The organism is Luteibacter aegosomatis, from assembly GCF_023078455.1.
Taxonomy (GTDB): domain Bacteria; phylum Pseudomonadota; class Gammaproteobacteria; order Xanthomonadales; family Rhodanobacteraceae; genus Luteibacter; species Luteibacter aegosomatis.
This window is the reverse complement of the sequence record NZ_CP095740.1, coordinates 3,211,362-3,233,067: the sequence shown is the minus strand read 5'-3', so window position 1 is coordinate 3,233,067 and position 21,706 is coordinate 3,211,362. Positions and strand designations below refer to the sequence as shown.

At 61.4% G+C, this 21,706-nt stretch carries 20 protein-coding genes and 1 tRNA gene; 14 read left to right on the top strand and 7 right to left on the bottom strand.

Features of this window, described 5'->3' with window-relative positions:
* Positions 1 to 37: 37 nt before the first annotated feature.
* Positions 38 to 1,261: an enoyl-ACP reductase FabV gene (gene fabV / locus L2Y94_RS14480; RefSeq protein WP_247367813.1), complete on the top strand. Its 1,224-nt coding sequence runs from the start codon at positions 38 to 40 to the stop codon at positions 1,259 to 1,261.
* A gap of 82 nt (positions 1,262 to 1,343) precedes the next feature.
* Here the strand turns inward: fabV and L2Y94_RS14475 are convergent, their stop codons facing one another.
* Both L2Y94_RS14475 and gloB read right to left on the bottom strand, forming a co-directional pair.
* Positions 1,344 to 2,594: a transglycosylase SLT domain-containing protein gene (locus tag L2Y94_RS14475; RefSeq protein ID WP_247367810.1), complete on the bottom strand. Its 1,251-nt coding sequence runs from the start codon at positions 2,592 to 2,594 to the stop codon at positions 1,344 to 1,346.
* A complete protein-coding gene (gene gloB / locus L2Y94_RS14470) occupies positions 2,591 to 3,358 on the bottom strand; it encodes a hydroxyacylglutathione hydrolase (RefSeq protein WP_247367800.1) in 768 nt (255 codons plus the stop codon). The genes L2Y94_RS14475 and gloB overlap by 4 nt, the downstream gene beginning before the upstream one ends.
* Before the next feature lie 156 nt (positions 3,359 to 3,514).
* Between gloB and L2Y94_RS14465 the strand changes: the two genes are divergently transcribed.
* From L2Y94_RS14465 to dnaQ, 3 genes are read left to right on the top strand one after another with little or no spacing between them, the layout of a single operon-like run.
* A complete protein-coding gene (locus L2Y94_RS14465; RefSeq protein ID WP_247367796.1) occupies positions 3,515 to 4,204 on the top strand; it encodes a methyltransferase domain-containing protein in 690 nt (229 codons plus the stop codon).
* Positions 4,205 to 4,216: 12 nt separating this feature from the next.
* Entirely contained in the window at positions 4,217 to 4,672 is a 456-nt protein-coding gene (rnhA, locus tag L2Y94_RS14460; protein WP_144910278.1) for a ribonuclease HI, read from the top strand.
* On the top strand, positions 4,669 to 5,391 hold the full coding sequence (gene dnaQ, locus L2Y94_RS14455; protein WP_247367795.1) for a DNA polymerase III subunit epsilon: 723 nt from the start codon (positions 4,669 to 4,671) through the stop codon (positions 5,389 to 5,391). Before rnhA ends, dnaQ begins: the two co-directional genes overlap by 4 nt.
* Positions 5,392 to 5,433: 42 nt before the next feature.
* On the opposite strand, the gene L2Y94_RS14450 is transcribed toward dnaQ, so the two are convergent.
* Positions 5,434 to 6,138 carry a PP2C family protein-serine/threonine phosphatase gene (locus tag L2Y94_RS14450; protein ID WP_247367791.1) on the bottom strand — a complete coding sequence of 235 codons (705 nt, stop codon included), beginning with the start codon at positions 6,136 to 6,138 and terminating at the stop codon, positions 5,434 to 5,436.
* Between the two features lie 147 nt (positions 6,139 to 6,285).
* On the opposite strand from L2Y94_RS14450, the gene L2Y94_RS14445 reads away from it, so the two are divergent.
* The 4 genes from L2Y94_RS14445 (at position 6,286) to L2Y94_RS14430 (ending at position 10,869) form a co-directional block, all read left to right on the top strand.
* Positions 6,286 to 6,375, top strand: a tRNA-Ser gene (locus L2Y94_RS14445).
* A gap of 85 nt (positions 6,376 to 6,460) precedes the next feature.
* Complete coding sequence (locus tag L2Y94_RS14440) at positions 6,461 to 7,867, top strand: site-specific integrase (RefSeq protein WP_247367790.1); 1,407 nt, start codon at positions 6,461 to 6,463, stop codon at positions 7,865 to 7,867.
* Positions 7,868 to 7,912: 45 nt separating this feature from the next.
* Positions 7,913 to 8,686 carry a hypothetical protein gene (locus tag L2Y94_RS14435; protein ID WP_247367789.1) on the top strand — a complete coding sequence of 258 codons (774 nt, stop codon included), beginning with the start codon at positions 7,913 to 7,915 and terminating at the stop codon, positions 8,684 to 8,686.
* A gap of 443 nt (positions 8,687 to 9,129) precedes the next feature.
* Positions 9,130 to 10,869: a MobA/MobL family protein gene (locus tag L2Y94_RS14430; protein WP_247367783.1), complete on the top strand. Its 1,740-nt coding sequence runs from the start codon at positions 9,130 to 9,132 to the stop codon at positions 10,867 to 10,869.
* Between the two features lie 151 nt (positions 10,870 to 11,020).
* Here the strand turns inward: L2Y94_RS14430 and L2Y94_RS14425 are convergent, their stop codons facing one another.
* Both L2Y94_RS14425 and L2Y94_RS14420 read right to left on the bottom strand, forming a co-directional pair.
* A complete protein-coding gene (locus L2Y94_RS14425; RefSeq protein WP_247367781.1) occupies positions 11,021 to 11,902 on the bottom strand; it encodes a hypothetical protein in 882 nt (293 codons plus the stop codon).
* 39 nt (positions 11,903 to 11,941) lie between these two features.
* A complete protein-coding gene (locus L2Y94_RS14420) occupies positions 11,942 to 12,298 on the bottom strand; it encodes a hypothetical protein (RefSeq protein WP_247367778.1) in 357 nt (118 codons plus the stop codon).
* 121 nt (positions 12,299 to 12,419) lie between these two features.
* Here L2Y94_RS14420 and L2Y94_RS14415 point away from each other — a divergent pair, with 121 nt between their 5' ends.
* Positions 12,420 to 12,698 carry a helix-turn-helix domain-containing protein gene (locus L2Y94_RS14415; protein WP_247367776.1) on the top strand — a complete coding sequence of 93 codons (279 nt, stop codon included), beginning with the start codon at positions 12,420 to 12,422 and terminating at the stop codon, positions 12,696 to 12,698.
* On the opposite strand, the gene L2Y94_RS14410 is transcribed toward L2Y94_RS14415, so the two are convergent.
* A complete protein-coding gene (locus L2Y94_RS14410) occupies positions 12,689 to 13,027 on the bottom strand; it encodes a hypothetical protein (protein WP_247367775.1) in 339 nt (112 codons plus the stop codon). The two genes, L2Y94_RS14415 and L2Y94_RS14410, sit on opposite strands and share 10 nt — an antisense overlap.
* A 96-nt stretch (positions 13,028 to 13,123) precedes the next feature.
* On the opposite strand from L2Y94_RS14410, the gene L2Y94_RS14405 reads away from it, so the two are divergent.
* Both L2Y94_RS14405 and L2Y94_RS14400 read left to right on the top strand, forming a co-directional pair.
* On the top strand, positions 13,124 to 14,278 hold the full coding sequence (locus L2Y94_RS14405) for a helix-turn-helix transcriptional regulator (protein WP_247367772.1): 1,155 nt from the start codon (positions 13,124 to 13,126) through the stop codon (positions 14,276 to 14,278).
* Complete coding sequence (locus L2Y94_RS14400; RefSeq protein WP_247367770.1) at positions 14,271 to 15,653, top strand: hypothetical protein; 1,383 nt, start codon at positions 14,271 to 14,273, stop codon at positions 15,651 to 15,653. Before L2Y94_RS14405 ends, L2Y94_RS14400 begins: the two co-directional genes overlap by 8 nt.
* An 89-nt stretch (positions 15,654 to 15,742) precedes the next feature.
* Here the strand turns inward: L2Y94_RS14400 and L2Y94_RS14395 are convergent, their stop codons facing one another.
* Positions 15,743 to 17,464 carry a hypothetical protein gene (locus tag L2Y94_RS14395; protein ID WP_247367767.1) on the bottom strand — a complete coding sequence of 574 codons (1,722 nt, stop codon included), beginning with the start codon at positions 17,462 to 17,464 and terminating at the stop codon, positions 15,743 to 15,745.
* A 503-nt stretch (positions 17,465 to 17,967) separates the two neighbouring features.
* On the opposite strand from L2Y94_RS14395, the gene L2Y94_RS14390 reads away from it, so the two are divergent.
* From L2Y94_RS14390 to L2Y94_RS14380, 3 genes are all read left to right on the top strand, one after another.
* The gene (locus tag L2Y94_RS14390; RefSeq protein ID WP_247367764.1) at positions 17,968 to 18,615 is read left to right on the top strand and encodes a hypothetical protein; all 648 of its coding nucleotides are present in this window, start codon (positions 17,968 to 17,970) and stop codon (positions 18,613 to 18,615) included.
* Between the two features lie 516 nt (positions 18,616 to 19,131).
* Complete coding sequence (locus tag L2Y94_RS14385; protein WP_247367761.1) at positions 19,132 to 20,856, top strand: ApeA N-terminal domain 1-containing protein; 1,725 nt, start codon at positions 19,132 to 19,134, stop codon at positions 20,854 to 20,856.
* A 92-nt stretch (positions 20,857 to 20,948) separates the two neighbouring features.
* Positions 20,949 to 21,539, top strand: a complete 591-nt coding sequence (locus tag L2Y94_RS14380) for an AbiU2 domain-containing protein (protein ID WP_345780026.1) — start codon at positions 20,949 to 20,951, stop codon at positions 21,537 to 21,539.
* Positions 21,540 to 21,706: the final 167 nt, after the last annotated feature.

The window sequence follows — 21,706 nt, the reverse complement described above, 5'->3', positions numbered from 1 at the left end:
TTACAATGGGCGCCTTGACGCGTCGAAGGAACTACCAGTGATCATCCAACCCAAGGTCCGCGGTTTCATCTGCACCACCGCCCACCCGACCGGCTGCGCGAAGAACGTCGAAGAGCAGATCGCCATCACCAAGGCCAGCGGTACGTTCGCCGCCGGCCCGAAGAACGTGCTCGTGATCGGCTCGTCCACCGGCTACGGTCTCGCCTCGCGCATCACCGCCGCCTTCGGCCACGGCGCCGCGACCCTGGGTGTGTTCTTCGAAAAGCCGTCCAGCGACACCAAGACCGGTACGGCCGGCTGGTACAACGCGCATGCCTTCGACCGGCTCGCCCGCGAGGCGGGCCTGTTCGCGAAATCGATCAACGGCGACGCGTTCGCCAACGAGACGCGCGCCAAGGCCGTCGAGATCATCAAGAACGAGATGGGCGGCAAGATCGACCTCGTCGTCTATTCGCTGGCGTCCCCCGTGCGCAAGCTGCCGGAAGGCACGACCATGGGTGAGCCGGGTACCGTGGTGCGTTCCGCGCTCAAGACCATGGGCGATACCTTCACCGCATCGTCGGTCGACACCAACAAGAACGAAGTGGTGCAGGCCACCGTCGAACCGGCCACCGAGCAGGAAGTGAAAGACACCGTCACCGTGATGGGCGGCGAAGACTGGGCGATGTGGATCGAAGCGCTGGCCGACGCCGGTGTGTTGGCCGATAACGCCACCACTATCGCGTACAGCTACGTCGGCACCTCGATCACCTGGCCGATCTACTGGCACGGCACGCTCGGTCAGGCCAAGCAGCATCTCGACCGTACGGCGAAGGAACTGGGTGAGCGTCACAAGGAGCTCGGCCTGCGTTCTTACGTGGGCGTGATGAAGTCGGTGGTCACCCAGGCCAGCTCGGCCATCCCGGTGATTCCGCTCTATGTGTCGATGGTCTTCAAGATCATGAAGGCCAAGGGTATCCACGAAGGCACGATCGAGCAGATCAACCGCCTGTTCCACGATCGGCTGTATCGCGCCGACGGGGCGAAGCCCGAGACCGATGCCGAAGGCCGCCTGCGCCTCGACGACTGGGAGCTTCGCGACGACGTGCAGGGCGAATGCAAGGCGTTGTGGCCGACCGTCACCACGGCGAACCTGTGGAGCGATACCGACTACGCCGGCTACAAGCACGACTTCATCAAGCTGTTCGGCTTCGAGGTGGAAGGCGTGGACTACGGCGCCGACGTGAGCGCCGACGTGCAGTGGGACGTGGTGCAGCTTTGAGCCGCTGTAGGGCGCATGGCGAAAACCATGCGTCTCGCCGTGGGCACCGGCCTGCGCCGGTGCCCACGGCGACCACGTTCGCTTATCGCGACGCCGTCAGCTTCAAAACCTGACCGGGCTTCACCGCCTTCGTCTGCAGGTCGTTCCACTTCACCAGCTGTTCCACGCTCACCTGGTGCAGGCGCGCGATCGACCACAGCGATTCGCCGTTGTTGACCTTGTGGATCACGAGCTGCGGCTCGTCCTTCTTCGCCGGCTTCTTCGCAGCGGCGACGGTTTTCTTCGACGCCTTACCCTTTCCATGCCTGGACGGCGCCGGCTTGGCGGCTTCGTCATCCATGGGCGCATCGGTCGACGCGTCCGCCACGTCATCCACCGGATCGACCGGTCCGAGCTTGTATTGGTCGGCGGCGCTCTTCGGCAGCAACAAGCTGGAGGTGACCATTCCCTTTTCGGTGCGATACGCCGGATTGAAATCGCGCAGGTCGTTCATCGACAAGCCCGACTGCTTCGCGGCCTGCGCGAGCGACTGCGGATTGGACACCTGCACCACCTGCAGCGCGTCGTCGAGGTCCTGCCGCGGCAACTGAACGTTGAACCGGGCCGGATCGCGCACGATGCACGCCATGGCCATCAGCTTTACCAGGTGCTCCTTCGTGGCGGCCTTCATGGGCACGTCGGGCAGGCCCTCGTCGTCCGACGGCCCGCCATGCTTGTCGATCGTGCGCTTGAGGCCGAACTCGCCCGCGTTATAAGCCACGTCGACCAGGCGCCAATCGCCCAGGTCGTCGTAGTAGCGGCGCATCATCGACATCACCGAATCGGTGGACTTGGCGATGTCCAGGCGCTCGTCGTAATTCTTCTCGACGCGCAGGCCGAGGGTGTGCGCGGTCTCGGGCATGATCTGCCACATGCCGGCAGGCCGGTTCTTCTTGCCGGGCACGTGGCGGTACTGGCTTTCCACCCAGGGCAGCAACGCGAACTCGCCCGCCACGCCATGCGTCATCGCCGACTTGTGCGCGTAGACGATAAGCGGCAGCACTTCGTTCACCTGCTGCTCGAAGCGATTCGGCATCTTCGTATAGGTGCGTGCCCAGGCCAGCACCTGGGGATCGGCCGCGCAGCCCTGCATGCCGAAGCTGTCGCGCATGCTCGCCCAGAAATCCGCGGGCGGGGCAGGGCGGATCATCTTCGGCACGAAGGTCACGTCATCCACCGGCGGTGCGATGGCTGGCGCCGCCGGGGTGGCCACCGGATGTTGCGGAACGGCCGCGCAGGCCGTCAGCAGAAGCGGAATGAGGGTGGGCAACAGCCGCCGGCTGAGAGCGATCATGCGTTGAAGGTGTCCTTGGCCTGGCGCAGCGCGGCGAAGCGCTGCGCACGCGTGGCGTGGTCCTTGCCCTGCGCCTCGACCCAGCGGGCGATGGCCTCGCTGTCGACGCGCAGGAAAGGATTGGTGGCGTACTCGTCGGCGAGGCGGCTGGGCACGGATGGACGGCCCTCCTCGCGCAAGCGCGCCACCTCGTCACGACGGAGGCGCAAGGGGCCGTTGTCCGGATCGACGCTGAGCGCGAAACGGATGTTGGCCGCGGTGTACTCGTGGGCGCAGCAGACCAGCGTGTCGCCGGGCAGGTCCGCGAAGCGGTCGAGCGAAGCGAGCATCTGTTCCGGCGTGCCTTCGAAAAGGCGACCGCAACCGACGCTGAAAAGGGTGTCGCCGCAGAACAGGAAGCCTTCGCCCACATAGGCGACGTGCGTCGTCGTGTGGCCGGGCACCGCGATTACCCGGAAGGTGGCGCGCGGCGATTCCAGCGTGATGACGTCGCCGTCTTCCACGAAATGGTTCTTCGGCTGGATGCGAGGATCGCCCGTGGCGTACACCTCGACGTCGTGGCGGGCCACGAGATCGGAGACGCCGCCGATGTGGTCGTTGTGATGATGGGTGAGCAGGATCGCGCGCAACGTCCAGCCGCGCTCGGCGAGAGCGGCTTCGACGGGGGCGGCTTCACCGGGATCCACGACGAAGGCGTTGCCCTCGTCGTCGGCGACCAGCCAGATGTAGTTGTCGCTCAAGGCCGCGACGGGTACCCAGTGCATCGGGCGGACTCCGTGACACGTCGATAGGGCGCGAACACCCAAGGAATGGCCGCCCGAAGGGGCGGGGCGGCCGGACTATATCAACGGGGTATGGGCTGCTTGTTGGAATTTCGTTAACGGTGCGGATGCCGTTCAACCTCACTACACTCGACACGCATGCCTCACCTGATCCCTGACATCTACGCCTCGCCCCAGATCGGCAAGCTGATGGCCGACGAGGATCGCGTGCTCGGACCCCTGCTGACCCGCTGCACCGGCGACCATGGCCTGCACCTGACGGCCTCGGCGCATGCCGGGGTGCCCGCCTTGCCCCTCCTGGGCCACTGGGCGACCGTGAAGGTGGCTGGCGCGGTCCTGGGTGGCGACGTGCACGCAAGTGGCCTGGAGGCCCTCCCGTTCGCCGACGACGCGTTCGGGGTGGTGCTGCTGCGCCACGCGCTGGAGACCACGGCCCGGCAGGACAACCTGCTCGACGAGGCCATTCGCGTACTGGCGCCCGGCGGCATGCTGGCGATCACCGGCATCCACCCCGTCGGCCTGTGGTCTCCCTGGCTGGCGAGACACAGCCAGGGCACGCGTCCGCGCCTCACTTGGCCGTGGTGGTGGAGCCAGCGACTGGTGCGCGATGATTTCGAACTCGCCATGCCGCGCCGCGTGGGTAGCCCCTGGCCGCGCGCGAGCGGTTCGCCGTTCGCCGAATCCCTGCTGGGCGGCGGATACCTGCTGCTGGCGCGCAAAAAACGTCCGGCGGCGGTACCCTTGCGCCCCCGCCCGGTGGCCGTGCCGGCGCCGATGTCCGGCTCGCTCGCCTCGGGCGCGCGTCGTAACGCCCGTCAAACCCTTTAGCCGATCCCCTACATGACCGACACCGTTGAACTCTTCACCGATGGCGCCTGCCTCGGCAATCCCGGCCCGGGTGGCTGGGCCGCGCTGCTGCGCGCCAAAGGCATCGAAAAGATGCTTTCCGGCGGCGAACCGGACACCACCAACAACCGCATGGAGCTGATGGGCGCCATCGCCGGCCTGGAGGCGCTCACGCGACGCTGCGAGGTGCACCTCATGACCGACTCCAAGTACGTGATGCAGGGCGTGCAGGAGTGGGTACCCAAGTGGCGTCGCAACGGTTGGATGACCGCCGACAAGAAGCCGGTGAAGAACCAGGACCTGTGGGTGCGCCTCGACGCGGCCGCCGCGGCGCACACGGTGACCTGGGAATGGGTGAAGGGCCATAGCGGCCATGACGAAAACGAGCGCGTGGACACCGCCGCGCGCGACCAGGCGTTGATCTACAAGGCGAAGGGCAAAGTGGCATGAGGCAGGTCGTTCTCGATACCGAAACCACGGGCCTGGAAGTGCAGCAGGGCCACCGCCTCGTCGAAATCGGCGCGGTGGAGATGATCGGCCGCCGCCCCACGGGCCGTCATTTCCACACCTACCTCAATCCCGAGCGCGCCATCGACGAAGAGGCGAGCAAGGTCACGGGCATCAAGGACGAAGACCTGATCGACAAACCGTTCTTCCGCGACAAGGTGGACGAGTTCCTGGAGTTCATCAAGGGCGCCGAGTTGATCATCCACAACGCGGCGTTCGACGTGGGCTTCCTCGATGCCGAGTTGCGCATGGCCGGCGCGCAGTACGGGCGCATCGCCGATCACGCCAGCGTGCTCGATACGCTGGTGATGGCGCGCACGATGTATCCCGGCCAGCGCAACAGCCTCGATGCGCTGTGCAAGCGACTGGGCGTGGACAACACCAAGCGCGATCTCCACGGCGGCCTGCTCGACGCGCAGTTGCTGGCGGATGTCTACGTCGCGATGACGTCCGGCCAGGTGGGTCTTGATTTCGTCTTCGACGCGGGTGCCGACAACAACGCATCGCGCGTGCTCGACAACATCGTCATCACCCGCCGTCCCATCGTGTTGCGCGCAAGTCCCGAAGAGGCCGAGTTGCACGACAAGCGTCTCGATGCCCTCGACAAGGCCGTGGGCGGCCAGAGCATCTGGCGCCGCCTGGAATCCGATACCCTGCATTGACGGCGCCCACCGAGCGGGCTGCGGCAGGCTGCGAGCTTTTGCTCAATCCGCCGCCCGCACCAGGATCGCGGTGACGTTATCCCGCCCCGTACCCGCCAGCGCCTTCAGGATCAACTGATCCACGGCTTCCTGCGCGGCGATATCCGACCGCGAGACGATCTCGGCGATCTTCGCATCGTCGACTTCGTCGGTCAGTCCGTCCGTGCAGAGCAGCAACCGTGCCCCCACCCGCAATTCGCCGCGCGCCAGCCCGATATGCAACTGGTCGGGCAGGGTGATGCCCAGTGCCTGGGTGAGCAGGCTGCGTTGCGGATGATTCCGCGCCTGGGCCTCGGTCAGTTCACCGGCCTCGACCAGCGCCTCCACGATGGAATGGTCGTGGGAAAGCCGCTCCAGGGAACCGTCCCATCGATAGATCCGGCTATCCCCCACCCAGGCCGCCTCGTACGACCGCCCGTCGATCCGCACGGCAGCGATGGTGGTACCCATCGGACGCGACTCGGTCAATCCGCTCGACCTGGCGATGAGCGCTTCGTTCACCCGCTGAATCGCGTCCACCAGCGACTGCCCCGCACCCACCTGCGCCACCACGCCATCGCGTGCGGTGGCCGACGCCACCTCGCCATGCCGGTGCCCGCCCATGCCGTCCACCACCAGGAACAGGCCGAGCGACGCGTCGGCGTAGTAGGTGTCCTCGTTGCGCAGGCGGCGAAGTCCCGTGTGCGTGCCGTGTCCGAACTCGATCATGTGGGCCTTGGGAGAGCGGGGAGGTGGGCGTCGAAGCGCCCGGAAAGCCGAGGCAGGATGCCCCATCAAAAGCCTGTTGTCACGGCACGGAAGACCCATTATCATTGCCGACTCGGCAGGGTCCCAACCCTGTTGACGACCGTTCCCGGAGAGGTGGCAGAGTGGTCGAATGTACCTGACTCGAAATCAGGCGTACGTGCAAGCGTACCGTGGGTTCGAATCCCACCCTCTCCGCCAGTTTCGCAAAAGGCCCGCTCACGCGGGCTTTTTTGTGGGCGGAGAAAAAGCCGTCGGGTCACAAACCGGGTCACACGAGGACCCGATGCGCCTGCCGAACTACCTGCACCTGTCACCGAGCGGCATCTGGCATTTTCGCCAGAGGGTACCCGCCGACCTCATCCCTGTTCTGGGAAAAAGGTTCTTCAAGCAGTCGTTGAAGACACGTCATGCGTTATCGGCACAACGCATCGCCCTGTCCCTGGCTGACCGATATGCTCGACTCATCGAACGGGCAAGGGGAATGCGGGTGTCGGACACGGATGGCCCAAGCGCTGATGATGTCGTCAAATTCCCAGGGAAAAAGATTCCCTATCGCCTCGTCCGTCATCCCGACGGCACGGTCGAGATTGAGGCCAAGGGACCTGCGGACCACGGCCTTGCCATGAATGCCGCCGAGCGCATCGGCATCATGGCGCTGGAGCCGACCGTCCAGCAGGCCATCCGCGACACGGCGGCACGGGAAGCAAAAGCATTGGAGGCGGCAACCAGGCCTTCCGTGCCTGTCTTGCCCATCGGGAAGGCCGTGGCCCAATGGCTGGCTGACATCAAGCCGAACACGCTGAGAAAAACCCACACAATCAAGGCGGCAGCGGTGGAAGGTTTCGCTAGGCACTACGGCGTGAAGAATCCCCTGCATGACGCCGGCCGGATTGATGTCGGGCAGTGGATTGAGTCGCTCCGTGCCTCGGGTCTCCAGACACCGACGATTGCCAACAAGGCGGGGTATCTCCGGGGATTTTTCGATTGGGCTAAGGCGCGCGGGTATTACCCGGCCTTTGCAAAAGACGACAATCCTGCCGCTGGCCAAATCCTCTACCGCACGCGGGAGAAGCGGGCGCGACGTGTCCTCGGGTTCAAAGCCTTTGGCATTGACCAGATTCGCATCCTGTTTTCCCCGGAGGCGCTCGACGGGTTGTCCGAGGCGGCACGGTGGGGTGCGTGGATTGGTCTCTACACGGGCGCCCGCGTTGCGGAAGTGGGGCAACTCGCGTTGGCCGACTTCATCATGGAAGACGGCATCCCGTGCATCCGCATCACCAACGAAGGCACCGGCCAGAGCGTCAAGAATGATGCCTCCCTCCGGACCATCCCGGTCCACCCTGCGCTCATCGAGCTTGGCTTGTTGGACCGGGTGGCAATGCTAAAAGCATCGGGGGAGACGCGGCTGTTCCCCAAGGTGAAGGTCGATGGTGTCAACGGTGCAGGAAACTGGTTGAGCAAGGCCTTCACCCGACATGTCGAGAAGAACCTGGTGCTCCCGGAAAAGGGCAAGTTTGGGTTCCACTCGTTGCGGAAGTCTGTGGTGCAGGGTTTGCAGACCGCTGGGGTCTCTTCCGAACACCGGGCAGCATACGTCGGGCATGAATTGGGGGACGAGCACCACGGGACTTACAGCCGGAAGCCGACGATGGGGGAGTTGGTCGGCAGCATCAGAAATCTTGCTTGGTAAATGAGTTGGGTGCTCTAGAAATGATGCGGAAACGGAGAAGGTGATTTGAAAAGAACAATTTTCAAAGAGGACTTGGATTATGCAACTGAGCAGGAGACCCTTGGTCGAGCTCAGCTTGTTGATAATGCGAAGAATGGTGATCTAGCGGCAGCTGCACAGCTCAGAAAGGAAGAAGAAGACCGTCGCCAAAATATCAAGTCAGGCATCTATAGTGAGGGTCGTAGGACACGTGCGGACGGAACCGAAGAGACATTTCTTGTTCTAGATTCGTACTATCGCGTTCGAGCACAGCGAAAAAATGATGTAAGGATATATGCACTTCTAGCTGCCGTGATTGGTGCAGTCATTTTTATCATCAGCGCCCTTATGTTTAAGAGCTATGAATCTGCAAAAGGCTGGATTGAGATGCTGGCAAACGGATTTATCGTTCTTGGAACTTATTTCACGGCCAAGGGCGTAATCCTTGGACGCGGGGTGCGTCGCTGGTTTGAGGAGCTTGTGGCTCAGCATTCTCTGGCTGTGAACGAGCAAATCCCCGCTCGAAAATCGGAGACTACGAGACAGCTGCGGAAGGTTTTGCTCGGATTGGAAAAGGACATAAGCGCCCAAATGCCCGTCGCGGGAGCGCTGGATAAGCAGGCCAAAGAACTCCTGAAAGTCCTTCAAAAAGAGACTTCAGGATTTCACCAAATTGCAATGCTCACTCAGCGGGATATAGCCACCGCTCTCCTCGATGCTTCGAGTGCTGCAAAATTGGGTGGTCTTTTCGTCATCGCTGGGACGTTAATACTTGCGTGGCTTTCGTTGCATTCCCACTAGTTAAGGTAATAAAAAGTATGGAGCCCATCGTTGCCAAGAAGCAAATCCCAGCCAAGCAGAGTTGACGGTTTGTCACAGTGACCTCCTAATAGTTGCGTTGATAATCCAAAGTACGAGGCAGTCGTGTTTTGTCAAGGCTGTTAGGTCAGAACCCAGAGCGCGTCTTAGTGTTCGGCTTTGCCCAACACGACACTAAAGCGTTGCAGGCCCCGCTCCGCTCCGTGACCCGCCCAGGAGCAGAATAAGCCTTCAAAGCAGGGGCGCCGTCGAACCGGCGCCCTTTCTTTGGGATGAAGGACATCCGCTCCGCGCTGGTCCCGTCAATTCATTTGGACGTCCAAACGCTTGACGAAACCTGATTCTCTGTTTTGATGGGGTGAGCCGGGCACCGCCCGCGCGACAAAATGCCCAGCCCATGACGGGCGCCCCTGCCAAGGAAGGCCATGACCCAGACCAGTACCCCCGCCCGCCACGCCCGCCCGCACTTGACGACCCACAACCGAGCCCAAGGCCATTCGGCCGTGGCCGGGGCGGCCTACCGCCTCGGGCTGAAGCTGACGGACGAGCGCACCGGCGAGACTCACGATTTCAGGAAACGGAAGGTCGGCGAGGAGATTGTCCATGCGGTCACCGTGGCACCCAAGGGCGCCCCGGTATGGGCCACCGACCCGCAGCAACTCTGGAACCGCGTCGAAGCGTCCGAGCATCGAAAAGACGCGCAAGTCGCCCGTGATTACAGAATCCCAATCCCTCGTGGCCTGACAGACAACCAGGCCGGCGACCTTGCCGTGGATCTCGCCGAAGTCATCCGCGACGCCCTGGGTGTCCCTGTCTCTGTTGGCCTGCACCGCGACGCCGACCGGGATGCCCTTGGGCAGGTGAAGCCGGACCATCTGCAAGGGTTTCACGCGCACCTGTATTTTCCGACCCGCCCGCTTGCGGCTGCGGCCGGGACAGGAGCCGAAGAAGGTACCGGGGATACCGGTCATGGGTTCGGGCCAAAGCTCGCGATGCTCTCCAACAAGAAGCAGTCGGCCGCCTGGGTTGATGCCTTCAACGAGAAATGGGCCGAGGTGTCAAACGAGTATTTGGCGGCGGCGGGATTGCCAGTAGTCATCGACCACCGGAGCTATAAGCGTCAGGGCCGGAGTGAAGTTCCCCAGCCCAAGATGGGCCAGGCCGCCACAGCCATGGAACGGAAAGGCATCAGCACCGCGCGGGGCGACGTGCTGCGCGAAGCCCTTGCCATGGCGGAGGTCCACCGTAAGGTCCGGACGGCGACCGCCACGGCAACCGCATCGTCGGCCGGCAGTCACCCGGCGGAGGTCGCCATGCCGGCTGGGGCGCGCGGTACGACGGAGCGCATCCCTGTTGCCGTGCCCGGCGTGGTCATGGGCGCGCGGCCCACCCTCCGTAGACCTTCAAAGCCTGGAGCGCCCAGGGACGTCGAACCGCGCAGGGTGCGAACCGGTGTCCGTGTCCGGATGGGCGGCGCGGCACCTGGCCTGAAAACCTCGCTGGCGCAACGGGTCGCGGCAGCCGGGGCGAGCCCGAAGACAGAGGCCGAACGGCTGGCGCTTGAGCGCGCAATCGAATTTGCGGCAATCCTGGACGCAGTACTCCAGACCTTCGCCGCCCAGTTGAAAGAGCACGACCACTTGGTTGAGCAGGCCCGCCGAGCCCAGCAGCATGCGCTTGAGCTGTCCCATAGGATTGAAGACAGCCGTCGTCGGCGTGAGCGGGCCCGTCAGGCTGCGCGGGACCTTGCCACCATGCATCCTGTCCGCATGCGCTTGTCGAATGCAGGGTTTCCGGTCAAGGACCCGCGCCTCGCCAAGCTGGCGCTTGCCCAAAAGCACGACCAGCATGTGCAGGAAGACAAGCGCGCACACCGAACCTTGAAGGTGCAGGAAGGCGTTTCCTGGGCGGCCGTCAAGGAAGCCAGAGCGGAGCTCGAACGTCGGAAAGTGGCATTGCAGGACGCTGTGGCCGACCTTGCCACCAAGGACATGCCGGCCCTCCAGCAGGTCATCGGGTTCCTGCCAGATGAGGTGTCAGGGTGGGTGCGTGAGGCCATGGAGGTGGCGCTGGCGGCGGTGAACGCGAAACCGGAGGAGACGGCGCCGGAACCCAGCGCAGCCATCCCCCGTACGGGACCGAGGCCGAGGCCGTCGACACCATAAGCTCCGAGGGGAGGAGGGGGAGTTTCACTGGTTGCCTACACATCGGTCGCCAACCTTCGGATGCCGGACGTTACGCCATCCCCCGACGCCCGGCCTTACCGCCGCCCCTGTCCATCAGCAGGGGCGGCTTTTTATTGGGTCCAGCCCGGCGTCAGAACGTCAGCTTCCCTTTGCGAGCCAGCTTTTGCAGGGCTCCAATATCGTCAGGCGAGAGGTCGAATGTCATTTCCTGCCCACAACCCCGGAAGACCGTCAGGCGCCTCCCTTCGAATGCCCGGGATGCTCCAACGTCGGTAAGGAGCGGGGCATCCCCTCGGGCAGCCAGAATCGCCCCGGAGTCTTCGACAACGAGATACCGTACGCCGTCGTGGCAGAAGCGGAAACACTCGACCACGGGCTTTCCCTGCCCGGTCCGCTGCCGTCGACACGTGGCCAGCCACACATCGCACTGCTGCCTCCACTGGGCCCGCAGGCCGTCGACATCCGGGCGCAGGACCTTGGCATGCCGCCGCAGCCAGCGCTCGAACGCCTCAGCCTCACCGGCCTTGAGGCTGGCAAGGAACACCTGCCGGGTCTGCGCCTTCGTGTCTTCCCCGCACCACCGTCGGTGGAGGGCTTCGGGCACATCAATGACGGACAGCGTCGCGCTGGTCAGGCCCGTGTAGTGGGTTTCGGACACCGTCTCCATCCAACCCTCTGAACCGTCATACGTCCGGCTCTCGAAGGCGCCCCCAGGGCCGATGCTTCCGAAGGTTCTGGCTGGCTCGCCCCCGTGATAAACCCGCCTTTCTCCAACGTAGGTCTGTACCTTGAAATCGAATGCGAGTCGGCCGAAGGGAATGGCATAAGTTTTAGCCTCCCCCCTCGGCATCACCCGCAGGCACTGCGCGTCGGTATCGAGCCATGCCTCGACCGTTTTGCCTTTAAAAGATGGGCGATTCGGAAGAGTGATGTGGGCACGCCAGACCACGGCGACCAGGAACAGGAAGACCACAGCGCCGCAAAGGGCGAGCTGGATAGACGTGATTGGCATGGCGAGGTCCGTTTGGCCGGGGAGGGAAGCGGCGAGCCGTTACTGGTGCTGGTAGCTCGAATAGCTGGTGTACCGGCCGGCTTTGTCAAAGTTGACGCCTGTGTACTCGACCGAAGACGTCGTGCCCTTACCGATGAGACCACCCACGATGGGAATCATGGATTTTCCGTCCGTCTGCACGGAGGAAAAGCTGTAGCCGAGGGTTGTGGTGCCGTCGGGATGTCGGCTTACCGATTGCGGCTGACCGAGGAGCCGCTCGGCATCATCAATGGTCGAGACACCAGGCTTGAGCTCGCCCAGTTTCATCGTGTCCATGTGCTGGCCCTGCGTCGCACAGGCCGACAGGAGCACGGTGGCGAGGAGGGCGGTGAGATGCCACCGGACGGGCTTTTGCATGGTTTGTTCTCCCTGTTTTGGCAAAGTCTATAACAAGTACGAATATTCGCAGTCGGAATAACCGAGGCAGGCATTTAGGGTCCCTTCACCAACAGGTGAGCCCATGCCCCCACGCGTCCCAATGCCGAAGTCGACCAGTAGCCCGGAACACGAGGCGTTCTGCGGCTGGCTGGTCGAAACGCGGCAGGGGAAAGGCACCACCCAGGTGGCGCTGGCCAAGGCCTTGGGCGTCTCGCAGCCCTACATCTCGCACGTCGAGAAGGGGGATGTCCGGGTCGACCCCGTACAGCTCTACCGCTGGCTCAGAGCCCTCGGCGTCGACCCGGTCCCGTGGCACACCGAGCTCTATACGAGGATGGACCGCGCTGGCAAAGCCGCCCGGCGCAAGCGTCAGAGCTGACCGCCCGACGGGGCAGTCCCAATATGCAGGGCCTGTCCCCGGCACACATTCCACGCCTTGATGTCCTGCGCGGGGTGGCCCTTGAACCGGACCCGGAAGTCGAAGACGCAAGCGGACGGCGGCATGGCAATCCGCGCCTGGCCACTCGTGCCCGCCTCAATGGGACCACCGCCCATCACGAACCACCGGTCACTGCCGGGCGGGGAATAGCTCACGGATGTCACGGTGGCGGCATCGTCGTTGACCACAGTCAGGACGTGGTCGGCGGCATGGACCGGGAGGGCCGAAAAGACAAGCGCGATGACGGGAATGGTTGAGCGCAGACGCATGAAAGGCCCCCTGTGGCCTCAGTCGGGTGTTGCGTCAGGCTAGGGCGAGGGCTTAGGGTCCTCATCCACAAAAGTGTGGATGACAAGGGACGTCGGATGCGGCAGCGGTGGAAAGAACAGGCGGGCGTGCGGGACGGACTGATTGCGGACCTGTACGAGTCGGTGTTTTCGCCGGCCGATGTGCCCGGTGTGATTGCCCGCATCAACCGCTATCTCGATTGCGATGGCGTCCACATGGTCGGCTGGGACGAGTCGAAAAACGAGGTGTTGATGAGCCTTGTCACCGGCAATCACATCCAGGGCGCCGAGGCCGCGTACCTGTCCCACTACCAGTTCATCGACCCGAGACGAAAGATGGGCCTGAAGTCGCCCACGGGTATTGTCGTCGCATGCCACGACGAACTCGACGACCGGTATGTGTCCGGCAGTGAGTTCTACCAGGACTTCCTCATTCCACATGGGCCCCGGTATGTGGCGGGCGGGAACATCTTTCGCGACCAGGGCCGGAACGTGCATATCGCGTTCAACCATCTCGTCGGGAGGAACCGGTTCGAGGGAGCCAAGCGGGATGCGCTCGGTGGCATGATGTTCCACCTTGCTCGGTGGATGCCGATGATGGTCCGCGCCGACTGGCTGCGGGAAGCCGCAGCCGGTAGCCAGGCGAGTATCGACATGCTCGACAGAGGCTTGGCCTTCCTCGATGACATGGGTCGGGTTCTCCACGCCAATCCCGCCGCCGTCCGTCTGCTCGGTGACCAACTGGGCCGGGTCAACCTTGGCCTGTCCGGGCCCATGGATGGGTCGACAGTGGACGTCCACATCCGGACCGTCATGCTGACAAGGCGTCCCCATACCCTGACCATCCACCGTGGGAGACAGCGCCTGGCGCTAACCTTGTCGCCGTTGCCCCGCACGCCCGGGAATGGGGCCCACGGCCTCGGCAAGCTCGTCGGCAGCCTTGGGGGTGGAGAAGGACTTCATCACCGGGCCAGCGTCGTCCTTACGGTCTGCGCGCCCGCCGGGACCAGCCGGGAAGCACTGGCCGGGCTCGCCAAGCAGTGGGGCCTGACGCCGGCTGAGGAGGCCCTGCTGCGGGCCCTGGCTGCCGGGACCAGCCCGGCTCAACATGCCGAAGGGCGAGGGGTCAAAATCAGCACCGTGCGAAGCCAGGTCCGGGCGCTTCTCGAAAAGTCGGCATGCGAGAACCTGAGAGCACTGCTTTCAACCATTGCGAGAATTAGTCATGCTTGAAAGAACAACAAAAATGCCGGGCAACTCCGAAACTGAAAAAGACTTGGCGGTATTGGCAGAACAAGTGTTCAAGGGGCTATGGTCATATCCTTCGATTCAGCGTGACACGGGTCTTTCTACTTCCGGTACGGGAAAAGAAGTAATCGATCTATTGTTGTACTTTGAAAACGATGTTGTGCTGTTCTCCGATAAGAAAATCGGTTTTCCAATCCACCCTGACATTGCCGTGGCTTGGCAGCGTTGGTATGGCAAGTCCGTTACCAAGTCTGTCGAGCAGCTTTGCGGGGCTGAGAAGTACATTCGTAAAAGCGGTGACCGCCTTTTCCTTGATGTGAAATGCCAAAACCCGTTTCACTTTGATTTGAGGAGGGATGGTCTAACGTTCCATCTTGTTGCCGTGACCTACAACACCGTCAACCCGTGCCGGACATACCAGTCAGCCGGCGGCGAACGAAGCGACGGCTCATTGGCATACAATTTCGGCGTCCATGATGAGCGTATGGTCTGCCGACCGTTCATAATTCCAAACTTGAATGCGACGGAGACGTTCGTCCATGTGCTGGACGAAATTTCACGACAGCGTATTTTTGAGGAGCTTCCAACTGCGACCGACTTCATTCACTATCTAGATGAGAAGGAAAAAGCAGTCCGCAGTGGGCGGCTCAATGGTGTGCATTGTGAGAGCGATATCCTTTCTAACTACCTTTCGAACAGAGTCAAGGATGATTTCAATATCAGCGATAATGTCCGCTATGTGGATGATTCAGTCACGGTTGGACGAGGTGACTGGCTCTCATACACCTCTTCAAAGGAATTCCTGACATGGAAGGAAAAGGCAAGGGATGCCCAACCGTGGAATGAATTGGTGCAGCGATTCTCAGGATTTCTGCTTGAGGCAACCATCTCTGCCGGCCGAGAACACGGCATGGCTCCGCACGAAAAGACCTTGAGGTACCTGGCCTCGGAGAGCATTTACTCGCGCGCCTATCTTTCAGATTTCATGGTAAATAAGCGCCATGAAATTGATGGATTTGATGCGACGAACCAGATGCAGGCTTTGGTGGCGGTCTCTCCCATGAAGAAAAGAAGGGCATACGTCTTCGTCTTTACTTCGAGCGAGAAGTGGGGTGGCGATTGCACTGAATACCGTAAAGAATCAGAAGGGTTGATGGGAGCGTGTTTCAGGTATCTGATGTTGAGCCGGCCTGATTACGATGAGGTCATAACTATTGCAATCGACCCCGTCGCGATGCCTCAGCGACCGCATACGATTATCGCCTTTGATGTTTTGGATGAACCCATTACAGAGAGAGAGCTTGAAGACGCAAGGCGATTGTGGAACAACGGAATTGCAGACCTCGTATGGTTCAGTTAGGGCATTTCGGAAGTTTCGATATGCGACTTGCGGGTTTATTGGAATTGGCTCGCGGAGCCACCGTAGATTCGAGCCGAAATGGACTTTCGTCACTTGGTTCCACCATCCGAACTCTCCTTTGCAGGCCGCCCCGCCCGCCGGTTAAGTGATTTACCCTCTTTCTTCAGTCGCTCGTCGTGCTGCTCCCTAGCCACACCGGCGCTGATGGCCTTTGCAAACTTCTCCGACTGGTACGGCCGGAACTGAAGGTAGGGCGTGTCCACGGCGTCCATCCCCTTTTTGATGGCAACCAGGGTGGCGCGGGCGGTATAGGTGTTGTCGTCGATGTCGGAGCCATCGGCATGTCCATTGACGGCCCGGATGACGCTGCGGGGCACGGAACTCAGGTCCGCATCCGTCGTCCACGTGTTGCGGGTCGAATGCAGGACCTTTCTCGGACTGCGGATGCCGAGTTTCCGGAGGGTCGGGTTAACGAAGTTCGACAAAGCCCGCCCAGGCCGCTTGTCGTTCCAGCTCAACCCGGGAAACAGGTGTTTGCCGCCGGCTTTGCGGACATCCTCGACATACCGCAGGAACCCGTCGTCGAGCAGGGCCTGCGGAATGGGGAGGCGACGCACGGAACAGCTGGATTTGACGTGCTGGTCCTCACCTTCCTCATTGATGTCGAAATAGTCGATGTGCTCGCGGATGCCCCCGTACCCTTTCCATTCCATGCGTCCGATATCGCAAAGTTCGAGTTGGCAGATTTCATTGCTGCGCATCCCGGTAAGGTCAGCGATGCGAAAGCCCCAATACTTGACAGGTTCTTTGCTCTTCATGCATTCGTCGAGAATGAGCTGGCGCTCTGGCTGGTCGAGGGTGTCCCGCTTTTGCCGCCGCTTTTTCCGATAGTGCTTCAGGACAATCCAGTCGCAAGGGCTGCCGGTCATGCCGGTGCCGTTGACGGCCTTGCAGGCGTTGAAAAACGTGATGAGTGTTTTGAGGTGCTTGATGAACGTGTCGGTGTCGATGGTCTTCAGCTTCTGCTTGCGCGCTGCCTTGATGACGCCAAGGCGGGAGAGCATGGCAAAGTCCTTCCGCCGTCCCACATTCTTTGGCATCTTCTGGAACAGGTCGACCACTCGGCGGATGTCGTCCTCCGTCACTTCAGCCACGGGCTTGTTACCGAGGATGTCGATGACGATGTCGGTGACCAGCTCTTGCTCAATGAGGGTGGAGGAGGGCTTTCGTGCTGCCTTCATCGAGGCTCGCTGCATCAGCGCCCGATGGTGGATGCGGTGGCGCTGTGCGCTGTCCGCCTGACCCACGGGATGCTCACGCGGACGCGGGGGCCTTTTCTTCTCTCCTCCGGTGACGGCGCCCTTCTCACCATCCTCGGTGTCCATCCCCTCGGTCTCATGCGCCACTGGGGCAGCTTCGGTGGGACTGGTGGACTCTATCCGCGCGGACTCCATGGACGTGGACTCCATCGGGATGCCGGATGGCTGCACTGAAGAAGCAGCCGCCGGAACGATGGCCGGCATGGACGGGGGAGGGGAGACGGATTTCACTGGTGCGGCAGGTGCCGGGACCACCTGGGCCGGGTAGCTCGCCGGCACGGGCTGAGCCCCCGTCATCACCACGGGGGTTGGGCGGGCATGGATGCGGTCACCCCAACCTTCCCGCATGGCCTCCCGAACGAATTCCATGGCCCGGGCGTGGTCTTCGGGCCCACTGGCTTCCACGGCGATGGCATCGCGGGTAAACATGGTGCGGTAATGAGCGCCATTGCTGGCAGCGCCCAGCAATTGCTCGATGGATGGGGGGAACATAACCAGGCTCCTTTGATTAAGACCGGTCGAATTGCAACCGGGCAGGGAGCGCTGTCATACCTGAAAAAAGAGGCCTGTCAAGGCGAAAAATGGCCCGATCAAATTGCCGATTACGCGCATGTCAAAATCCGCGAATTCAGTCACATGCGCAGCTTTTTACGAGCGCGCGGGATCGCCAAACGGCGGGGGTGTCGGGGTCTGGAGAAACAGGGAAGACCGGGTGGCCGTCGGTAGCCGGGCAAGGCCGGGTCTTCATGCGCCGATGAAGGGGCGGCGGGTTGACAAAACACGATTCGTTGGCAGATTGGGTTTATGAGCCGACTTCCCGCCATTTCTTCGATTTTTCTTTTTCAAATCAAGCCCGGCAGGGGATAACCGGAAATCATACGGTCCGAATGGTTATGTAAAAGATTTCAATAACCCTTTGAATCGTCTATCCACGCCCGCCAAGGACTCCATCATGGAACCGGCAGGCATAACCAACGACGGAAAAGGACTTCATCTTGCAAACTCCAACCACCCCAGCCCTCGCCCGCTACTTCTCAAAAATCAGCCTTACTCTCAATTCCGCCTCCAATTTCGACAAGCAGGGGCGGCGCCACCTGACCTGGATGCTCGCCCAGACCGCCACCGGCAAACCTTTCTGGCTGGGGGAGGCCAAGCTCTTCGCTTCCACTGCTGAACTTTGGGCCGCATGGAAGGCCCACCAACTCAGTCTTCATCTTCAGCACCAGCAAGCCCTCCGATTGGTCCGCTACTACCTCCGCCACGAGGAGCAGCACTTCGAGTCCTTTGCGACCTGGCTGGGTTACCGGGCCTCAACCAGGCCGGCGCTGTTCGACGATGTCGACACCGGCCAGTGGCCGTGGACGGCGGCAACGGCTTCCCAGGACCGCCGGGACCGGCTCAACACCCGGGGCTGGCCGTGGAGTGATGCGCCGACCGCCCCGGTCATCCGCCGCTGCATGCGCCGGTCGGATGGAAACGGCTGGGCATCGAGAGCACTCAAGGTCGCCGACTTCGACCGGCAGTCAGCCACCCGTTACACCGCCGCCATTGCCGCGCTCATCAAGTCCGAGCGCCGCCGGATGTTCGAGCGGAAGATGCGGAAAACGGGACTGGCACCTGCACCGCCTGCCCGCCGGCTCTGAGTCCGACCATGGACGACTGACGGACACGGAGGCCCTTTTGAACAGAGAACTCGAACGACAATTGCAGGATGCCGCGTGGGACGGTGACGAGGTCACCGTCGCCCGGCTCCTCCAGCATCCCGACGTGGACCCGGCGGCGCTTCATTCGGCAGCGCTGAAGAACGCCGCGCAACGGGGGCAGTGGCGCTGCGTTGGACTGCTCCTCCTGGTCAGTGACCCGAAGGCCCACAGCAGCGAGGCCTTATGGATGGCTGCACGATTCCGGCATGGACGATGCGTGTCACTGCTTGCGCCTGTGTCTGATGTGAGTGGTTGGGAGGATTGGCAGTGGGAAGAATTGTCCCCAGCGATGCGGAAAAGGCTTGGAAGAGGGCATTTATGAATCCTCGATTTGCAGCCAAGGTGGTGCGAGTCCGGTGTTCTGAAACCGACAGATGGCAGGTCTGCAATCCCATGAGGGCAAAGATGCCAGGCAGTGTAGATGTCTCGTAATCTTGTGGCGCCACGAGAGGGAAAATGATGGGGCCGAAAGACGCTTTTACTGAACGTCAGGAATTGGATGTCGACGTGTACCTGGACGACAAGGTCGTCGGTTCCGGGCGCCTTGTGTATGGCTCAGATGTCACTGCCGTTGTAAGTTTGAGGTTTCCATCCATTTCTGGGGAACTGGAGGAGGGTGTCACGTACACCAGACTCCTTGCGAAGACGCGGGATGGCGGGGACGTGTCCTTGTTCGGCTGTCAGTTCCACGGCACCTATGTTTACGTCGACATGCTTGTGGAAGGCGATGTTGCAGAGGCCTTTTGGAAAATCTGCGTCTGGTACAGCGACGTCACTGAATGGTTCTTCGTCGGACAGCAGATACAAGGCGACGTAGGCGAGTCTTTTACGTGGGTCGGCCGTCCCGAGCCGATTGAGGTTGAGGTGGATATCGGAGGCGAAGCCCTCTCTGTTTCCTCCTGGGTCAAAAGCAGAAGGAGGCATTCTGGCGACGACCTGGTCATCGAGGAGCGGGTTGGCTTCGTTATTGAGAAGAACGCGGGGTGTTTTTCTGCAAAGCAGGCCCAGGAAAAGTGCAAGGAAATGGCCGCCCTCCTGACTCTGCTCATCGGCCATCCTGTAGACATCGAGGGCGTGGGACTCGCTGCCGAGGGTTCCCATGCGCTGCATGATGCATATTTTCACTACTTTCAACGGTCACCAAACAAAGACCGAGAGCGTTCCTGGCCACGATTCCTGATTCAAAAAAACATGCTGGACGGCCGATGGAAGGCGGTCATCGAAAACTACCATGCCTCTTCCCTTCGGACTGTAACCTGGGCTCGAATGGCGGGCATGCTGAGATATGAAGGTTTTTGGGAGTATCGCTTAATCGGTTACATCAGTCTGTTGGATGGTGTGGTCCAGAAGATGGGCGACGGGAAGAGCGTTCCCACTTCAGTGGCTCCTGTCGACCGCTTGGCCCAGTTGCGTAAAAAACTGGGTGAACTGAGCGAGCCGCTGTCTCACGAACAACGGAACCAACTCATCAAGCTTGTCGGTCAGGTGTACGGGGGAGGAAAGATGCCGAAACCGACATTCACCGACCTCTACAGGTATGCATGCTCTGTATCTGATTCTGGCGTGGTGTCGGTCATCGATATTTCCGATGATGACTTCCGGTCCATTACCGATATGAGAAACGAGATTGCCCATGGTGACGAACTGAGTCTTCCGCCCGGTGGCTACACCCGTATTTCCCGTGTCGTAAACAAGGTGGCCTTGCTTCTCAACTACTGGATGTGGTGTGCGCTTGGCTTGCGCCCAGACGAAATTTTGCGCGCCGTGAGTCGAACGCACAACCCTGTTGTCTTGGGGGCCGATATCAACAGGGTTGCGCTTCATCGAATTTTGATGACGGCGAAATTTTATTCGGTGACCGAGGAGCGTTTCGACGAGCTATCGAGCATCAAGGGCATTGGCGTGCACGCATGCTTTGTGCTTGAAGAGGATGGTGAGCTCCAATTCTCGGAACAACACACGAAGATGCTCAAGGAGTGGTTTTCCAACGGCGTGGGAGGGCTCATCAAGCCTGAGGAAATATTTGGGGTAAGTCCTGGGCAGGTAGCATCCTTTGGGACGGCCTATGTGGAGTGCGGAGCGCGGCACATCGAACTTATCCAGCCGTATGTCCTCTACCCTCATAGAAAGGCGCTGGACGACATGTTGGTAGATGAGGACGAATCCATGCCAACCTCGTGACCAAGTACCACAGACGTCTTCCAAAAATTCAAAAAATCCGCGAGGAAGTGGACGTGCAGCACGCAGATGGCCCAAACAGGTTTTCTGAAACGATGGGCGACGACCTTGGCGAGGTCATGGCAGTCCTCGACAACAAGCTGGTTGAACTTCAGGTGGTGTGGCTCCAGTACCGGCAGCTCTTCGGCACGAACGAAGACACGGTCCATCTCCTGAACCGCACGGCAGGGCTTTTTTTCCAGATTATCCAGGACCAGCTATGGGATGGGGTCCTGCTCGGGATTGCGCGGATGACGGACCCGGCGAGAAGCGGGAGCAACAAAAACCTCACCATCCACTCGCTTTCCCCGCTGATTGCCGACACGGTCTTCCGGTCCGAGGTCGATGCGCTGTGTTCAGATGCAATGGCGGAATGCGAGTTCGCCAGGGAACACCGGAACAAGAGAATTGCCCACAGGGACCATCGTCATGCGGTGGACCAGCAGGCCCATCCGCTTTCCGGCATCAGCAGGGCAAAGGTCGAACGCATGCTCGATTCGCTGCGCAAGGCTCTCAACGCCCTCCATCACCACTACCGGGACACCACCGTCCTTTACGAGGACTTCGTCGACCACTCAGGAGCCCAGTTGCTCGTTCACCGGCTGGAGAAACTGGAGCGGCTGCAAAAGCCGAACCCGACCAGTTAGGGAACACTCTTTCCTTGGCGTCCCCATGGACTGGTCACTGGTGTCCGGTCCCCTGTGGTTCTGTGGTCCTGCTAACGGTGGTGGGGTCTGGGATGTTTCTTACCGGTCATTCCCGTCTCCTCCTGGAAGGAGGCTTCAACGTCCGGTCGGAGGAGGCGTGGATGTCT

Coding starts and splice junctions, on each gene's coding strand:
- L2Y94_RS14475 (WP_247367810.1), bottom strand. CDS start 2,594: ATGATCGCTCTCAGCCGGCGGCTGTTGCCCACCCTCATTCCGCTTCTG.
- gloB (WP_247367800.1), bottom strand. CDS start 3,358: ATGCACTGGGTACCCGTCGCGGCCTTGAGCGACAACTACATCTGGCTG.
- L2Y94_RS14465 (WP_247367796.1), top strand. CDS start 3,515: ATGCCTCACCTGATCCCTGACATCTACGCCTCGCCCCAGATCGGCAAG.
- rnhA (WP_144910278.1), top strand. CDS start 4,217: ATGACCGACACCGTTGAACTCTTCACCGATGGCGCCTGCCTCGGCAAT.
- dnaQ (WP_247367795.1), top strand. CDS start 4,669: ATGAGGCAGGTCGTTCTCGATACCGAAACCACGGGCCTGGAAGTGCAG.
- L2Y94_RS14450 (WP_247367791.1), bottom strand. CDS start 6,138: ATGATCGAGTTCGGACACGGCACGCACACGGGACTTCGCCGCCTGCGC.
- L2Y94_RS14440 (WP_247367790.1), top strand. CDS start 6,461: ATGCGCCTGCCGAACTACCTGCACCTGTCACCGAGCGGCATCTGGCAT.
- L2Y94_RS14430 (WP_247367783.1), top strand. CDS start 9,130: ATGACCCAGACCAGTACCCCCGCCCGCCACGCCCGCCCGCACTTGACG.
- L2Y94_RS14425 (WP_247367781.1), bottom strand. CDS start 11,902: ATGCCAATCACGTCTATCCAGCTCGCCCTTTGCGGCGCTGTGGTCTTC.
- L2Y94_RS14420 (WP_247367778.1), bottom strand. CDS start 12,298: ATGCAAAAGCCCGTCCGGTGGCATCTCACCGCCCTCCTCGCCACCGTG.
- L2Y94_RS14415 (WP_247367776.1), top strand. CDS start 12,420: ATGCCGAAGTCGACCAGTAGCCCGGAACACGAGGCGTTCTGCGGCTGG.
- L2Y94_RS14410 (WP_247367775.1), bottom strand. CDS start 13,027: ATGCGTCTGCGCTCAACCATTCCCGTCATCGCGCTTGTCTTTTCGGCC.
- L2Y94_RS14405 (WP_247367772.1), top strand. CDS start 13,124: ATGCGGCAGCGGTGGAAAGAACAGGCGGGCGTGCGGGACGGACTGATT.
- L2Y94_RS14400 (WP_247367770.1), top strand. CDS start 14,271: ATGCTTGAAAGAACAACAAAAATGCCGGGCAACTCCGAAACTGAAAAA.
- L2Y94_RS14395 (WP_247367767.1), bottom strand. CDS start 17,464: ATGTTCCCCCCATCCATCGAGCAATTGCTGGGCGCTGCCAGCAATGGC.
- L2Y94_RS14385 (WP_247367761.1), top strand. CDS start 19,132: ATGATGGGGCCGAAAGACGCTTTTACTGAACGTCAGGAATTGGATGTC.
- L2Y94_RS14380 (WP_345780026.1), top strand. CDS start 20,949: ATGGGCGACGACCTTGGCGAGGTCATGGCAGTCCTCGACAACAAGCTG.